At 60.1% G+C, this 15,497-nt stretch carries 19 protein-coding genes; 11 read left to right on the top strand and 8 right to left on the bottom strand.

Annotation, left to right across the window (positions count from 1 at the left end; translation table 11 throughout):
* The first annotated feature begins 5 nt into the window (after positions 1-5).
* The 3 genes from AC0V6X_RS12280 to AC0V6X_RS12270 are packed head-to-tail and all read left to right on the top strand — an operon-like array spanning position 6 to position 1,897.
* Positions 6-533 carry a metal-dependent hydrolase gene (locus AC0V6X_RS12280; RefSeq protein ID WP_486184832.1) on the top strand — a complete coding sequence of 176 codons (528 nt, stop codon included), beginning with the start codon at positions 6-8 and terminating at the stop codon, positions 531-533.
* On the top strand, positions 511-1,230 hold the full coding sequence (locus tag AC0V6X_RS12275) for an endonuclease III domain-containing protein (RefSeq protein ID WP_486184831.1): 720 nt from the start codon (positions 511-513) through the stop codon (positions 1,228-1,230). The genes AC0V6X_RS12280 and AC0V6X_RS12275 overlap by 23 nt, the downstream gene beginning before the upstream one ends.
* A 13-nt stretch (positions 1,231-1,243) precedes the next feature.
* Entirely contained in the window at positions 1,244-1,897 is a 654-nt protein-coding gene (locus tag AC0V6X_RS12270; RefSeq protein ID WP_486184830.1) for an endonuclease III domain-containing protein, read from the top strand.
* A 3-nt stretch (positions 1,898-1,900) separates the two neighbouring features.
* Here the strand turns inward: AC0V6X_RS12270 and AC0V6X_RS12265 are convergent, their stop codons facing one another.
* On the bottom strand, positions 1,901-2,380 hold the full coding sequence (locus AC0V6X_RS12265) for a hypothetical protein (protein WP_486184829.1): 480 nt from the start codon (positions 2,378-2,380) through the stop codon (positions 1,901-1,903).
* Between the two features lie 135 nt (positions 2,381-2,515).
* On the opposite strand from AC0V6X_RS12265, the gene AC0V6X_RS12260 reads away from it, so the two are divergent.
* On the top strand, positions 2,516-3,493 hold the full coding sequence (locus AC0V6X_RS12260; protein WP_486184828.1) for an NAD(P)H-dependent flavin oxidoreductase: 978 nt from the start codon (positions 2,516-2,518) through the stop codon (positions 3,491-3,493).
* Between the two features lie 118 nt (positions 3,494-3,611).
* On the opposite strand, the gene AC0V6X_RS12255 is transcribed toward AC0V6X_RS12260, so the two are convergent.
* The 4 genes from AC0V6X_RS12255 to AC0V6X_RS12240 form a co-directional block, all read right to left on the bottom strand.
* Positions 3,612-4,088, bottom strand: coding sequence for a hypothetical protein (locus AC0V6X_RS12255; protein WP_486184827.1), 477 nt, complete (start codon positions 4,086-4,088; stop codon positions 3,612-3,614).
* Between the two features lie 165 nt (positions 4,089-4,253).
* Positions 4,254-4,799, bottom strand: coding sequence for a DUF4402 domain-containing protein (locus AC0V6X_RS12250; RefSeq protein WP_486184826.1), 546 nt, complete (start codon positions 4,797-4,799; stop codon positions 4,254-4,256).
* Between the two features lie 124 nt (positions 4,800-4,923).
* Positions 4,924-5,184, bottom strand: a complete 261-nt coding sequence (locus tag AC0V6X_RS12245) for a zinc-finger domain-containing protein (protein WP_486184825.1) — start codon at positions 5,182-5,184, stop codon at positions 4,924-4,926.
* A 78-nt stretch (positions 5,185-5,262) separates the two neighbouring features.
* Complete coding sequence (locus AC0V6X_RS12240) at positions 5,263-5,826, bottom strand: DUF4402 domain-containing protein (RefSeq protein ID WP_486184824.1); 564 nt, start codon at positions 5,824-5,826, stop codon at positions 5,263-5,265.
* A 121-nt stretch (positions 5,827-5,947) separates the two neighbouring features.
* On the opposite strand from AC0V6X_RS12240, the gene AC0V6X_RS12235 reads away from it, so the two are divergent.
* Positions 5,948-6,892 (top strand): ABC transporter ATP-binding protein, encoded by a 945-nt coding sequence (locus AC0V6X_RS12235; RefSeq protein WP_486184823.1) that lies wholly within the window; start codon positions 5,948-5,950, stop codon positions 6,890-6,892.
* Between the two features lie 15 nt (positions 6,893-6,907).
* On the opposite strand, the gene AC0V6X_RS12230 is transcribed toward AC0V6X_RS12235, so the two are convergent.
* Together AC0V6X_RS12230 and AC0V6X_RS12225 are read right to left on the bottom strand one after the other, a co-directional pair.
* Entirely contained in the window at positions 6,908-7,444 is a 537-nt protein-coding gene (locus tag AC0V6X_RS12230; protein WP_486184822.1) for a hypothetical protein, read from the bottom strand.
* 566 nt (positions 7,445-8,010) lie between these two features.
* Complete coding sequence (locus tag AC0V6X_RS12225; protein WP_486184821.1) at positions 8,011-8,358, bottom strand: hypothetical protein; 348 nt, start codon at positions 8,356-8,358, stop codon at positions 8,011-8,013.
* Between the two features lie 374 nt (positions 8,359-8,732).
* Between AC0V6X_RS12225 and nadB the strand changes: the two genes are divergently transcribed.
* The 6 genes from nadB to AC0V6X_RS12195 all read left to right on the top strand — a co-directional run bounded on the left by nadB (position 8,733) and on the right by AC0V6X_RS12195 (position 14,443).
* Entirely contained in the window at positions 8,733-10,346 is a 1,614-nt protein-coding gene (gene nadB, locus AC0V6X_RS12220; protein WP_486184820.1) for an L-aspartate oxidase, read from the top strand.
* Positions 10,343-11,092 (top strand): hypothetical protein, encoded by a 750-nt coding sequence (locus AC0V6X_RS12215; RefSeq protein WP_486184819.1) that lies wholly within the window; start codon positions 10,343-10,345, stop codon positions 11,090-11,092. Before nadB ends, AC0V6X_RS12215 begins: the two co-directional genes overlap by 4 nt.
* A gap of 40 nt (positions 11,093-11,132) precedes the next feature.
* Positions 11,133-11,447, top strand: a complete 315-nt coding sequence (locus tag AC0V6X_RS12210; protein ID WP_486184818.1) for a GIY-YIG nuclease family protein — start codon at positions 11,133-11,135, stop codon at positions 11,445-11,447.
* Positions 11,448-11,551: 104 nt separating this feature from the next.
* Positions 11,552-12,496, top strand: a complete 945-nt coding sequence (locus AC0V6X_RS12205; protein ID WP_486184817.1) for a TraB/GumN family protein — start codon at positions 11,552-11,554, stop codon at positions 12,494-12,496.
* 303 nt (positions 12,497-12,799) lie between these two features.
* The gene (locus tag AC0V6X_RS12200) at positions 12,800-13,309 is read left to right on the top strand and encodes a TonB family protein (RefSeq protein ID WP_486184816.1); all 510 of its coding nucleotides are present in this window, start codon (positions 12,800-12,802) and stop codon (positions 13,307-13,309) included.
* A 222-nt stretch (positions 13,310-13,531) separates the two neighbouring features.
* Positions 13,532-14,443: an alpha/beta fold hydrolase gene (locus AC0V6X_RS12195; protein ID WP_486184815.1), complete on the top strand. Its 912-nt coding sequence runs from the start codon at positions 13,532-13,534 to the stop codon at positions 14,441-14,443.
* Here the strand turns inward: AC0V6X_RS12195 and AC0V6X_RS12190 are convergent.
* Entirely contained in the window at positions 14,440-15,030 is a 591-nt protein-coding gene (locus tag AC0V6X_RS12190; RefSeq protein WP_486184814.1) for an HD domain-containing protein, read from the bottom strand. The genes AC0V6X_RS12195 and AC0V6X_RS12190 overlap by 4 nt on opposite strands.
* Positions 15,031-15,497 lie beyond the last annotated feature (467 nt).

Here is a 15,497-nt window from a genome sequence, read left to right as displayed (position 1 = left end):
CGCCTGTGACGTCGACCGTCACGCATCTGATTGTGCCTTTGGCGGCCGCTGCCGCGCTGGGGTCGGGGCGCATCTCTCCCAAGCTCGCCGTCGCGGGCGCGTTCATGGCGATTGTGCCGGACTTCGACGTGATCGGTTTCCGCTTCGGGATCGAATATGGCGACGATTGGGGCCATCGCGGGGCCTCGCATTCCTTTGTCGTGGCTATATTATGCGCCGGAGTGGTCTCATTGCTGTGGCGAGAGGCGCGTTCGCTCACCGGATTTCTCTTCCTCGCCCTGGCAACGGCGAGCAACGGTCTGCTCGATGCGGTGACCAATGGCGGGCTGGGCGTCGCATTGCTGTGGCCCTTCGACAATACCCGCATCTTTGCGCCCTATACGCCGGTTCGGGTCTCTCCGATTGGTATGGGCTTTTTCTCTGAAAGAGGGCTCGCAACGCTCTGGTCGGAGATGAAATGGGTGTGGTTGCCGTGCCTGGTGCTCGCGCTTGGCGGTTGGGGGCTCAGGCGTGCAGCTCGATCTCGGATTTGACCCGCGCACCGATGTTCTCGAGCGCTTGCAGGCAGCGATGATTGCGAGCATCGGACGGATCATCCGCCCGCCCGAAAGGCGCCGCGATCCGGTCTGGGTGCTGGTCCACGGTGTGATCGGAGCGCAGACCAAGACAGCGGCTTCCAACGCCTCGACCGATGCGTTGATCGCGGAGTTTGGATCGTGGGAAGCGGTCGCGCAAGTATCCGAGGAAGAGCTTGAAAAACGCCTCCAGCGTCAGACCTTCCCCACCGTAGCAGCCAAGCGTCTCAAACAATGCCTTGCCGCGATCATCGAAGAGCGCGGAAGCGTCGATCTGCGGCATCTTTCCAACCTCCCGACCGCCGAGGCCATGGCATGGCTCGAAACATTGCCCGGCGTCGCGCGCAAGAACTCAGCAGGCGTGATGAACGCCTCTACCTTTCAGCGTAAAACGATGGTCATCGACGGCCATCACCGGCGGATCATGCAGCGTATGGGCGTGGTCCCGGCCAAGGCGGACACGGCCAAGACCCATGACGCCTTGATGCCGATCCTGCCCACAGGTTGGAGCGCGGCAGATATGGATGAGCATCACCTCCTCCTGAAGAAGCTGGGCCAGACCCATTGCCGCCCTCGCTCGCCGAACTGTGACGGCTGTCCGGCCGAGCCGGATTGTAAAACCGCGCAAGAGGCGGGAACCGCAAAGCCGGTCTGAGCGCTTCTCCACCATGCTCGAGCTCAACGAAGTCGAAGAGGTCTATCGCAAGCTGGCCAAGGCGATGCCGGGCCGGACCAAAAACGCCAAGGGCCCCAAGGGGCAGCCCGACGCGTTTCGTTCGTGCATCTCCTGTATGCTTTCCGCCCAATCGCTCGACCGCAACACGGCCGCCGCGACGCGCGCCCTGTTCAAGCTGGCGAAGACCCCGGAGGATATGCTCGCGCTGGAGGACAGCGACATCGCTCAGGCGATCAAGCCTTGCGGGCTCTACAACAACAAGACGAAGAATATTCGCAAGTTCTGCACGGCATTGCTGGAGGAGCATGACGGGGTGGTCCCCTCGACCAGAGAGGGGTTGATGAGCCTGCCGGGCATCGGCCGCAAATGCGCCGATATCGTGATGAGCTTCACCTTTGGTGAGGATGTCATTGCGGTCGACACCCATGTCCACCGGGTGTGCAACCGCATCGGGCTGACGGATGCCAAGACCGCCCAGAAGACCGCGCAGCAATTGGAGGAGCGCTCCCCCGATTGGGCGATGCGCGATGGGCATTTCTGGCTTATCCAGTTTGGCAAGCGCGTCTGCCGCGCCCGCATTCCCAAATGCGATATCTGTGTGGTGAGCGACCTGTGCGAGACCGGCCCGATTGAGCGTGAGGCCTAGGCCTTAGGCAAAGCGCTCCGGCGGGGCCCAGTTCAGGATGCGATATTGTACAAAGGCTCCGGCAAAAGGAGCTAGCAGGACGGGGATCGCGGCGACGGCATAGGTGCCCATGTCCACTGGCTCTCCCGAAGCGGAGAGCGCCATCAGCGTCAACGCCACTACCGTCAGCGCAACCAGCACTCCGGTCAGGGGTCCCTGCCACCAGCGCGCCGGCGTCACGCGCAGGATCAATTTGCTGAGCGCTGTGCCCAAAGGCGCGACCAGTAAAACGCCTGCGATCGCCGCCAGAGCGACGCCCATCGTGGCGAAGAAGCTGATAAAGACGACCCCGTCGAGCAAGGCTTCCTCAATACCCTTTGCCGCGCTGGTGATGATCACCAGCACCGCAATCACAAGGATGCCGATGCCATAGACCAATCCAGTTGCGGCCATGCTGGCGAGAAACAATTCGCGAGCTTTCGGCGCTGCTTCATGGTCGGTCATGTGAATTCCCTTGTTTCCCTTACGCTACGGCACGCAGCGGCAAGCTGCGCCGTCTGCAAAACCGTGCTTGCGCCGCAGCCTATATTGCGCTTGTCTCGCACGCAAATCAGACAATGCACGGGAAGGACCAACGCCATGAAAACCGCCATCACCGAAATGTTCGGGATCCAGCACCCCATCATCCAGGGCGGCATGCATTATGTCGGCTTTGCAGAGATGGCGGCGGCGGTCTCCAACGCCGGAGGTCTCGGCATCATCACTGGCCTGACGCAGGGCACGCCGGAGAAGCTCGCCAATGAAATCGCGCGCTGCAAGGATATGACCGACAAGCCCTTTGGCGTGAATCTGACGATCTTGCCGACACTCACGCCGCCCGACTATCCGGGTCTCGTCAAAGCCGTGATCGAAGGCGGCGTAAAGGTGGTTGAGACCGCTGGCCGCAATCCGGTCGAACTGCTGCCGCCACTCAAAGATGCCGGGATCAAGGTGATCCACAAATGCACCAGCGTGCGCCACTCGCTCAAAGCTCAGGAGATCGGCTGCGATGCTGTCTCTGTCGATGGTTTCGAGTGCGGCGGACATCCGGGCGAAGATGACATCCCCAACTTCATCCTGCTTCCACGCGCTGCGGATGAGCTGGATATTCCCTTCGTCTCCAGCGGCGGCATGGCCGACGGACGCAGCCTTGTCGCCAGCCTCGCCATGGGCGCACAGGGGATGAACATGGGCACCCGCTTTATCGCCACCAAAGAAGCGCCGGTGCACGAAAATGTGAAGCAGGCGATTGTCGCAGCGTCCGAACTCGATACGCGCCTCGTCATGCGCCCCTTGCGCAACACCGAGCGTGTGATGACCAACGCGGCGGTAGAGCGCTTGCTCGAGAAGGAGAAGGAGCTCGGCGATGCGATCACCATCCAGGACATCCTGCCAGAGGTGGCAGGGGTCTATCCGTCGATCATGATGGAAGGCGAAATGGACAAGGGCGCGTGGAGCTGCGGCATGGTCGCAGGCCTCATCAACGATATCCCGACCTGCCAGGAACTGATCGACGGCATCATGGCTGAAGCGGAAGAGATCATCACCAAACGGATGGGCGGTATGCTCGCCGCCTGATCTGGCTTTCACAGGCTGAGAAACGAAAAAGGCCCAAACGGAAAAGGCCCAAACGGAAAAGGGGAGCCGCGCTGGCTCCCCTTTTTGCGTTTTCTGGGCCGTGTGGCCGTCGCTGAGATTATTCAGCGGCTTCGGCTGCGTCATCCTCATCCACGCGGGTGTAAGGGACGAAATCCTCAAAGAAGACCGCGCCGGTGAAGAAGCCGTTGAAGGGGTCAATCGTCTGCACGATATCCATCCGGCACAGTTGCGAGGCGTTAAAACGGCGTTGGACAAGCGCATCGCTGCGGTCGATTCGCTCTGGGTGACGGGTGCGCTGGACGTAGATCGTCTTGCCGCTTCCATAGACGTAAGCGGTCTCGTCAATCGTTACCATGCGGTCGTTGGGGAACTGGCGGATGCAACGCTGAGGTTCACCTGCTTCGCGCCCTTCGAGCAGGCGCGCAAGGCGTTCTTCGCCTTCGGTCATCTCAGCGGTTTCACCATCTTCCTCGTGGTGATCTGCGAGTGCTGGCTGGGCAGCAAAGAGGGCGGCTGCGGCCAAAGTGCCGGTCGCAGCGACTGTGCGAAGCGGGGTAAATGCGGTTTTGATCATGGTTTTTGCTCATCATCTGGTTCAACACAAAGGGGAGACCCTCAACCCCATCACATACCATAGAACGCGATGCTGAACACGCGATGAGCGGATATTTAGGCCCAAACCGTGATCCGCAAGGGGTGCGTCAGCAGGGCCTCAGCGCGCTGAACACCCTATTCCGGTTTACTGATATTCGAGCGTTACCGTGAACTGGCCTTCATAAATCCCTGGTTCCTGCCGCGCGGCCACTTGCAATCGGCCCGCCATCGTAAACGAAAAATACCCATCCGGGTTAGCGATGCGGAAGCGACGCGGATTGGTCGTGATGTTGATCGGAGGGCGGCTGCCGATCAGGACCTGATCCATGATCATCGTCTCGGTCCCGCCCTGCCGTGTCAGCGTGTAGGAGTTTGCATCGACATTGATGATGACGATCTGGTTGAAGGAGCCATAGCCCCAGAAGCGCGCAGGCTGTTGGGTGCCATCTACTTGCAATACGCCACCGGCAGTGGTCACCGCTCCGGTGGAATCCATGGTCACAGTCCCTGCGCTTCCGCCCGGAATGATCTGGCCGAAATCGAGGTCGAGCTCTTTGACGAAGCTGAGCGGCGTGACGAGGAAAGCCTCCGCGCTGGCAGAATCGGTGCTTTGCGCCGATGCTACCTGCGGAACCACTGCAAAGGTCATGGCCGCAAACGCAGCGGCAAGTTTCCTGACCAAACCAAACATTAAAAGCGCCCCAGATTTCTTAACTCAAGCTCGCGTGTTACCGCCTAGGCGTTAAGATTGAATTGCAACCAAAACCGGGACGGCATTGGTTAAATTTTTGCGCTGGTGGCCTTGCGGGGCAAGTTCAGGGCTGAGCAGAAGGTTCTGCGTCTGCTTTTTCCGTAAGGGTCGCAGCTTCCACTCCATCAGCTGGGCCGCCCTTCAGGACAAAGCGCCGGTCGCAATAGCCGCAATCGACATAGCCGCTTTCGTCAATCTCAAGATAGACGCGCGGATGGCCAAGGGCGGCAGGGCGATAGTCTGCGCCGCCGCGGATCCCGCTGGCGCCATCGCAGCTCACACGACGGGTTTCGACGAGAGTGGTTTCGGGTGCAGCTGTGCTCATGGGAACGGGTAAATACTGCGCAATGTCGCGCAATTCAATCGCTATCGACCCCTATTTCCCGGCCGATATCGCTCATGCTTACTGGTAGTCGAGCCGGATATCGAAAGTGCCCGTATAAACGCCCGGTGCCTGATTGGCATTGACGTTGAGCGTACCGCCTACGCGGAAGATGAATGTCCCATCCGCCGACGCGATTCTAAAGCGCTCCCAATTCGGGTTCGAACGGACCGGGATCAGCATCGGGTCGCCATTGATCGTGATGTCAGTCACAGTCATATCAGCACCGGGACCGGTCAGCGTGATCGTGTTGCCAATCGGACGTCGAACGCGAACGCGCTGATTGGTTTGACCTGACCCGCCAAACTCCGCCGGGGTGCACTCCGCGCTGTGAATGACACCTCCCGTCGTTGTACAGGTTGGCGTGACAGTCGGCGTCAGCACCACTGTGCCTCCGGTCGTCACAACCAGATCTCCGAAATCGAGGTCGGACAGCTTGGTAATGGTCAGCGGCTCGATCAAAGCCGCTCGAGCATCGTAAGTGCCCGTGGATTGCGCATTAGCTACTGCAGGCAGGCCGAGGGTCGCACTGGCCAGAGCCAGCACGGCTGCAAGGCGACGCCAGAAAAATGCGCACCAAATCAAGGAAAGGACTTCTTTCACAGATGGGCGGTTAGGCATCGAACATGAGCGGATGAAGAAGGAGTTCGGTTAACAACCGATTCACTCCTTGCGCCATGGCCAACCATCTTTAAGGCATTTGGGCATGAACCCGCCTGCAATCCGCATCGATAATCTGGTCAAACGCTACGCCCCGCCCAAGGGGGCAAAGGGCGCCGATGCCGAGGGTAAGCTGGCGCTGAAAGGTGTTAGCTTTGACGTGCCGGAAGGCTCGATCTTTGGCCTGCTAGGCCCCAATGGCGCGGGCAAATCGACGCTGATCAATATTCTGGCCGGGCTTGTTAACAAGACAAGCGGTTCGGCGGAGATCTGGGGCTTCGACATTGACGAACAACGCCGCAATGCCAGCCGCGCCATCGGGATCGTCCCGCAGGAAATCGTCTTCGACCCCTTTTTCACCCCGTTTGAGGTGCTCGACAATCACAGCGGCTTTTACGGCATCCCCAAGGGGGAGCGCCGCAGCGAGGAATTGCTCGAAGCCGTTCGGCTGGCCGATAAGCGCGATGCCTATGCGCGAACGCTTTCTGGCGGGATGAAGCGGCGGCTGCTGGTGGCCAAGGCGATGGTCCATTCCCCGCCGATCCTGGTGCTGGATGAGCCAACCGCTGGCGTCGATGTCGAATTGCGCCGGCAGCTTTGGGATCTGGTCAAGGAGTTGAACGCCGGCGGCGTCACCGTCGTCCTCACCACCCACTATCTCGAAGAGGCCGAAGAACTGTGCGACGAGATCGCGATTATCAATCACGGCGAGCTGATCGCACATAAGCCGACACGCGAGCTGGTTGATATGGCGCGCGAGAAAATCGTTGCGGTGACGGTGGCGAGTGACCTGACAGACGCGCCACGCCATGCCTCATTCAACAAGGTCGAACTCACCGGAGAACGCGGCGTCGAAGTCACTTACGACAAGGACGAACTGAGCGCTGGCCAAGTCCTTGCGATCCTACAAGAACAAGGCCTCACCGTCGAAGACGTCACCACCCGCGAGGCGGATCTTGAAGATGTCTTTGTGCAGCTGACGGCGACCTGAGCAAGACTGCGCGGTCTAGCTCTCAAAGGTCCAATGCGATGGGAGCGACCCAAGGCAGGCGTGAAACTCCTGTACTGCCCGCTTGTATCCATCATCATTGAAGGGAACACTTAACCGGCCTGATGTGCCTCCTTGATCCTCCAAGGCAAAGCCGTCGATTAGCGGAAGCGTAGTATGATCGGCACCAATCGCTGACAATTTGGTGATGTAATAGAAGATCCCGCCGGGTTCGGGTGCCCGGGTGAAGGACGCGCTGCGCTGCGCTGTTTGGCCTGACGCTGTGATAGTCAGAAGCAAGTCCCCACCATACTCGCCCGCCATTTCCACCGGCCCGAAAAGGGTGAGCGTGCTCGACGCTTCGGTTGCGCCCACAGTGAAGGTTAAGCCGGTCTGGTTAGCTCTGTCCCACGAAACGAGCGAGCAAACGGGCCCGGCGATCGGGGTGCTGGTTTCAACTCTGTATGTGACAGTGCCTGCCGTTTCGCGCAGCAAGACTGTTCTGGAAGACCCGTTTTGCGCTGCGCCCGCACTTTCAAAAAGAAATGCAATCAAGACCAACGCTGTAAAGCCGCTGATCCAGTTTGCTGGGCGTCGATTTCGTAAGGCTTGCAACGTCGTCCCTCCCGATTGGCAATACGCTACCATGCTCGCCCACTTGATTCATCAGCATTTTCGGGTCGATTGCCCAGCCCGCCAATCATTCTCCTATCGATGGTGATTGGGTCTAAGGAGATGCGCTCACACCGTCCGTTCGCGCCAGCTGCGGCGTTTGATTCGCTCGATCGGTTTGCCGCAATGTTTGCAATGGCCGACATATTGTCGCCCGTCCCATTCAACCTCGCGGCGTTCGGGAGAGTGGCGACCGAGCATGCAGAGTAACTTGTGGGCGGACATGAGAGCAGGCGGCGTCCTTCGCTAAAGCTTGGGTTGGCACGTATGTTCCTCGCCCCCGCGAATATATCGCAGCTTTGAGCGTGAGCCTCTTTGTGCCTCTTTCCCAAAGCGAGCAGCAGCGTAACAGAGTAGCAGGCGCGCTTCTATCGCCCAAAGCCGTCTTCTTAACCCGGAAAGCTGCACTCACGGCGCGCATGCCACGGCTTGTCGATTAGATCGCTTGATCAGATATGTTCCGGTTCGCCGCGCGCAGACTTGCGGGCGCGCTCGACTTGGCAAATGTGGTCTTCGCGGTCGGCCTTGTCAGAGCTCGAACCCTCGCTCACTTGGCGAAGGCTTTGGTCCAGCTGTTGATCGGCTGCATAGGCAACAGAGCTGACCGCGAACACAATCAAGATGACTATGGCGCTGACCTTGGCGGCACGCTCTTCTTGCCCGGCGTGGTCATCCTGACTGCGAAAATAGCCGCCAGCGCGGACCAAGTATCGACTGCGCTGACTGGCGAGTTGGTCAGCCGACTTGTAGCGCTGCGTGTCGTCTTTGCGATGTGCGCGCCAGCTACCGGGGCTCACTCTCTCTATAGAAGCGCCGCAATTTGCGCAGTGGCCGACATATTGGTGGCCATCCCATTTTACGGCGTGGCGAACCGGCTGATGCTTCCCAAGCATGCAGCTCGCTTTGCTAGCGATAGACATAATGCGTGCGGCCCCGTCCCCATTTGCGATCCAAAATAAGGGGTATGGTTCACCGCACCGTTTTCTTACCCGCCCCAATTCCAAACATGACATTGGCACAAGGCTGCCGGATCAAGGCATTAAAAATGACACTTCGGCTTTTCACGCAATGCTCTGGGCCATTGCAAAGCCCAGTGTTGGCGAGCCTGCGAAGGTAGGTTTGGAACCTCGCACTCTTGCATGCGGCGTCCTTGCGCGCCATTGCGGCGGACATGGGAGACGCTTCCGACAACAGCGCCGCAGCGCGCACGCAATATGACGTCCTGATCATCGGCTCTGGCGCAGCTGGGCTAACCGCGGCGTTGGAGCTGGCGCAGACTAAGCGCGTCCTCGTCCTCGCCAAGGGTTCGCTTACCGGAGGATCGACCGCTTGGGCGCAGGGCGGGATCGCGGCTGTGCTGGATGCAGGCGACACATTCGACAACCACGTGCGCGACACGATGGTGGCCGGAGCGGGGCTGAACGACCGTGAAGCAGTCGAGTTCGTGATCGAGCGTGCGCCTGACAGCATAGATCGCCTGTGCGAGCTGGGCGTGCCCTTCAACCGTGACGAAGACGCTTTGCACCTGACGCGGGAGGGCGGGCACTCGCATCGCCGGATCGTCCATGTTGACGATGCGACCGGCTGGGCGGTGCAATCCGCTTTGCTCAAAGCGGCCGAGGCGAGCTCGAACATCACCATGCTGGGCGGGCGCACCGCGATTGACTTCATCACTGACCGCCACCGGGAGAAATTCTCCGCCGCAGGCCGCGTCTGGGGGGTCTATGCACTCAATGAGGAAACGGGTCGGGTCGAACGGCACACCGCCCGCGCCACGATCCTTGCCGCCGGGGGCGCAGGCCGCGTCTACCAATTCTCCACCGCACCGCGCGGCGCCACCGGGGACGGCATCGCGATGGCATGGCGAGCAGGCGCGCGCGTCTCCAACATGGAGATGATGCAGTTCCACCCGACCTGCCTCTACAATCTCGAGGTCAAAAACTTCCTCATCACCGAAGCGGTCCGCGGCGAGGGCGGGCGGCTGTTCCACCCCGAAACCGGCCACCGCTTCATGGAGGACTACGACAAGGAGCGGATGGAGCTCGCCCCCCGCGATGTCGTGGCGCGCGCAATTGATGACCAGATCAAGCGGTTCGGCCTCGACTATGTCCATCTCGATATCAGCCACCAACCGCCCGAGTTTGTGAAAGAGCACTTCCCGACGATCCATGAAAAGCTGTTGGGGCTGGGCATCGACATGACCACCGGCCCGATCCCAGTCGTCCCCGCGCAGCACTATACATGCGGCGGCGTGGTCGTTGATCTGCAAGCGCGCACCGATCTGCCCGGCCTATGGGCGGCGGGTGAGTGCACCGAAAGCGGGCTTCATGGTGCGAACCGCTTGGCGTCGAACTCCCTGCTCGAATGCTTCGTCTATGGCGATGCGGCGGCCTCCGACATTCTCGCACGCTGGGACGAGCTGGAGGAGCCTCCGCAGATCAAGCCATGGGATGAAAGCCGCGTGACGGATTCGGACGAAGAGGTCGTCATCAAGCAGAACTGGACCGAGATCCGCCGCTTCATGTGGAACTATGTTGGCATTGTTCGCACCACTAAGCGCCTCGAACGCGCCGCCAATCGGATCGCGCTCTTAACGAAGGAGGTGGACGATTATTACGGAAGCTTCCGCGTCACGACCGACCTCATCGAACTGCGCAACCTGCTCCAATCCGCCGAGCTGATCGTGCGCAGCGCGCTGGAACGCAAGGAGAGCCGGGGCCTGCACTATACGATGGACTATCCCGAGACGGCCGAGGCGGTGCTCGATACGGTGCTGGTGCCGTGACAATCCGCCCTCTTAAGTCCATTCTCGCCGCCCTCGGCTTGGCTTTCGCAGCCCCGCTCGCCGCAAGCCCTGACACCTTCATTGACCTTGTTGAGGAACCAATCGGCGTGAGCGAGGATCACCTGTTCCTGCTGCGCGTCTCGACCGACAATCTGGGCTATTACGAGGCCTCCCGGGTGGAGGTCTATTTCGTCCAGATCGATTGGGAAACGGGCGAAGAAACCACTCTGCTCGTCGATCGCTTTGTGAACTCGATGGACTATGGCGAGGGCGGCGTTCCCGAAGGTTACTCGATCAAGCGGGACGAGGGTGTGGAGCCGCGCAGCCCCCACATCCTGATGGTCGAACGCGGAGGCATCCCGTGGATCGCCGCCCATCGCCCCTGGAGCCTGTCCGGCCCGCCGCCCGTCAGCGATCAGCCCGATTGGATAACGGTCCAGCATGGTGGCACACACCGCATCTCCCGCGAGGAAATCCAGCAAAGGCTGGATGCACAGCAGGCCTTCTTTGTTGCCAATGTCGCCGAGCACCCACGCTCATCAAGCATGACAACACGGCAACACTTTGAAGCGCGGACGATCTCCGCTGCCAACTGCGCCTCTGATGGCGTGTTTGACTACTGGGTTCCAGGCCGCGCGAAGCTGCCGCTGCTAATGCGCGTGCGCTGCGCCTATGACGATGACAGCGAGCAGACTTCGCTGATCGTGCCGTTGGAGCAAGAGGAAGAAGGGGTGTTGGTTCCGTGATCTCCCTCTGTCATCCCCGCGAAAGCGGGGACCTAGAGTGATGAGACGAGAGTTCGCACCAACCGTCTATCTCCTCGCATCCAAGCGCAACGGCACGCTCTATTGCGGTGTAACATCGGACCTAGTCGCACGCATTGCCAAGCACCGTGGGGGGACTTTCGACGGCTTCACGAAAGAATATCGCGTCAATCGCCTCGTCTGGTCTGAGGCTCACGAAGACATGGACTCGGCGATCAAGCGGGAGAAGCGGATCAAGAAATGGCGACGGGCTTGGAAGTTAGAGCTAATCGAGGCGGACAATCCGCAATGGCGAGATTTGGCGGAAGATTTCGGCTTTGACCCTTTGCTGCCCTAGGTTCCCGCTTTCGCGGGAATAACAAGCAGGGAGTCATCCCCGCTTCAGCGGGGACCCAGAGCGTTCAAGTGGGATGCAGGTTGATCGCGCTAATTGCTCTCCGCATGAACTTCCCTCGCTTCATTTCCAGCGCCCTTGCACTAGCCGCCCTTGCCTCACCGCTCGCTGCCCAAGAACCCCCGTCCCAATCCACCAACCAAATCCTCGTCACCGCCCAGCGTTCTGGTGCGCCGATGTGGTTTATTGATACGCCGACTGGCACCGTCATACTTGTCGGAGAGATTCGGGCGGTGCCCAAGTCCACGCCGTGGTTTCCCAATCGGCTGGAGGAGGCGGTAAGCGAATCTGACCGCGTCATCATCCGCGCGCGGCCCAAATTCTCGCCCGGCGATGCGTTCCGGCTGATCTTTCGCGGAGGGCGCTTTACGCGGCTGCCCGACAAGGGCGTGGCGGCGGACTACCTGACGCTGGAGCAGCGCGCGCGGCTCGCCGCGCTCGAGGAAGAGTATGACATCGACTATGATCGTCGCTCTTTCCTGATGACCAGCTTTGACCTGCTCGCCCGCAGGCTCGACTTTGATGACGAGACGACGGACGACGCGACGGATGTGGTCAAGGATGCCGCCGACGATGCCGATGTGCCGATTATCCGGCCCGAGCGGATGCGCGGCGAAGACCTGCTCGACAATCTCGCCGAAGCCGACCCGCGCTCGCACATTCCCTGCCTCGAAGCGGCGATGACAGCGACCGAGGCAGGTCAGTCGATCATTGACAGGCGCGGAGCGGATTGGCGCGCGTTCAAGGTGCCCACTGTGATGGAGAACCCGCTCGAGATCGCGCTTGGCCAGTGCTGGCCCTGGGCGGATGAGGAACTCGGCACCGAGATCCGCGACCAATGGACCGGCATGATCGCCGAGGCGGCCTCGGACACCGGCACGACGCTGGCGGTAGTGCCGCTACGGGTGCTCGCGGAAGAGGACGGCGTGCTCGACCAGCTGGAGCGCCGTGGTTTCGACATTGGCGGTCCGCTGTGGAAGCCGCTGGACTAAGGGCTAAGCGCTGACACTCGCCGTTCGTCGGTAACGCTAATCCTTTCATCGCCGATTGGCGCACATTGGGCGAGGGGCCTCACCGCTCGCCGAGTGGCGATTGTTTTGTGGTGCACTTTGGCCGACTTTCTTTCTGGACGCGGAAGGGAAGTCGAAGAATTTCAACCCCCTAAATCTCCCGGAAGCGCCTGATCGACCCCGCAATGCGGTGGCTCAATTTTGGGTATGGGCTGATGCCTGAGCCCGCCGCTTTTCTCGGCCGATCATCCAAAGAGACAAACAGTAGAATTTGAGGATGATCCAATGACTTTTACCAAGAATTTGCTCGCCAAAACTGCTCTCGCCCCCGCGCTTGCTCTCGCCGCGATGACCCCCTTCGCCGCCGCCAATGCCGGAGAGGCTGCCTCAGACATCGTCGTGACCTCGCAGGCTGCGATGGAGGAGTGGAAGGCGGATGCGACCGCCACGCTCAACCGCTCGCTTGCTCACACGGAAACCGCGCGCAGCGCTGTTGCTCGCAATGGCATTGTCCAGGTGCGCTTCGACATGGGCGCTGATGGCACGCCGACCAACATCGAGATCGCTCACAGCGACACCAATTGGGTGGCCGAGCGAGCCGCTCGCCGCGCAGTGCGCCGTTTGGGCGACATCAGCGACGTGCCTGTAACGAATGCTGAGGATGCGCAATTCCTCGCCAACATTGTCTTTGCCAAGGATCCGGAGCAGCACGCCGAACTGCTGGCTGAGCTTGAAAAGGCGATGGCGCAAGGCCTCGCAGTTGATGGCGAGAACCTGATCCTGCTCGGCGGCTAGAACCAACCACGAAGCATTGGGCCCCATGTTGACCCCGCCCCTTGGAGGTCAGCATGAGGTCCACACCCGCCCCGCTCTGCCGCGCCGCATTCACACACGGCGCACCAGCAGAGCGGGGCACTTTAGTTTCGAGAAGGGCATTTAAAGAGGGGCCGCTTGATTTGAACTGGCAAACCGGCTTTGGTCTGGAAACAAAACTGATTTGATCCGAAAGGGCCTTCAATGCCGCATATCACCGCCAATGGTCTCGAGCTGTTTTACGACGAACATGGCGACCCTTCGCACGAGACCATTCTGCTGGTGATGGGGTTGGGCGCGCAGATGACGCTCTGGCCGCAGGAATTTGTCGATGCTCTGGTTGGCCATGGCTACCGCGTGATCCGCTACGACAATCGCGACATTGGCCTCTCACACAAATTCGAAGGGGCCAAGGCACCCAGCCTCCCCTGGCAGATATTGCGCGCGAAGATCGGGTGGAAGGCGAAAGTGCCCTACACGCTTGCTGATATGGCCGCTGATGGGGCGGGCGTGCTCGATGCGCTTGGGATCGAACAGGCTCACGTTGTGGGTGCATCGATGGGCGGGATGATCGCGCAGCTGATGGCGATCAATCACCCCGAAAAGCTGCTCTCGCTGACCTCAGTCATGTCGACCACAGGCAACCCGCATCTGCCTCAAGCCGATAAGAGCGCAATCGAAGCGCTGACCGCGCCGCTCCCGTCATTCGATGAAGAGGTGGTGGTGAAGCACGGCTTGAACATCGCGAAGAATATTGGCTCGCCAGGCTATCCATTTGATCCGGACCGCCAGCGCGAGAAGATCATCGCGAATATGCAGCGCAGTCTCTATCCTGCGGGCCTGCCGCGCCAACTGGCGGCGATTGTTGACGATGGAGACCGTCGCCAACGGCTCACCAGCGTCGACATGCCCACTCTGGTGCTGCATGGCGAAGATGACCCACTGGTCAAGCTTGATGGCGGGATCGACACCGCCGCCCATATTGCAGGTGCGAAGCTGGTCACGATTCCGGGATGGGGGCACGATCTACCGGTGGCGCTGATTGATCGGTTGGCCAAAGAAGTCGCAACCCACGCCAAAGAGGCGCTGGCTGGTGAGCAGGCAGTCGCTGCCTAGGCCTCTAGGAGAGCGAGGGAGCGCATCAGATTTGCGCGCGCCTGCGTTTCGAAAGTGGCTTTGCCCCACGGGGTGAAGTAAAGCTCGTCCCGCCGCATAAAATGGCGCAGCACAGAAGCTCGGCCCTTGCGGAAGGCGTCCGCCGACACATGTGCGTATTCAAGCCTGATTTGAGCTTCGTAGATATCGAAGCGTTCCGCGCTAGCCCCGAGAATGCCCAAATCCATATCGAGGAAGTGCGCACAATCGGACAGATCACTACCTAGCAAGTCCGCCGGCAGAGCATGACCATCGGTTGCCTCGATCATCTTGCGCGCAAGAGAGAGACTTGCCTGCGGGATGTCTGGTGCGCTCTGGATCAGCAGCGTTGCGCTTTGCTGCTCATTGTCAGTCGCCTTGGGGTTATAGACTGCGTCATGGAACAAAATCGCATAGACGACCGCGACCTGATCGCTGATCTGCCCGTGCACCTTCTCAAAATGGGCAAGCAAGGCCTCGACATGCGTCCAGTCGTGATAGTGGCGCTGCGCTTCGCCATGGCGCGTCTTGAGATTGGCGAGGAGGTAGGGATCTACTTTGTCCAACATGGATCAGTTTCTCGGCCCCCTTTGCTCAAGACGCAACAATCTTGCGGGTCCTCGTGCGATTGATTCAACGCTGGATTCAAAAGATTCAATCACCACATTTTTCTTCACAGATTCATTTTGGGGGTTGCGCGACTGGCGACTCAAGCTTTTCCCGCGCGTCGCTGCACTGCACAATGGAATAATTGGCGGCGTAGGCCATCATTTACGGTTAATACGCTGTTGACGCTGAGTCCCCTCTGATTCATCATCTAGGGGTTCGGTTCGCGCTGGACCCCCAATCTATAGTGCCCACTCCCACGGGAGTGCTGGCGCGCCTCCCTCACAAAGAGCTTGGCGCGTTCAGGGGAGGAGTCGCTCTAGTTTGGACGAAAGCGCGGGGCGCAAGACAAGTTTTGGCGGACTGATCTGCTGGCTCAAGGGGCTAACTCTGGGGTCAAATCGGGGAAAAGCTGTCGATCAATTGGTGT

This window comes from Erythrobacter sp. S267, from assembly GCF_057365045.1.
The sequence above is the reverse complement of the archived record's forward strand: the minus strand, read 5'-3'. Positions and strand labels throughout refer to the sequence as shown.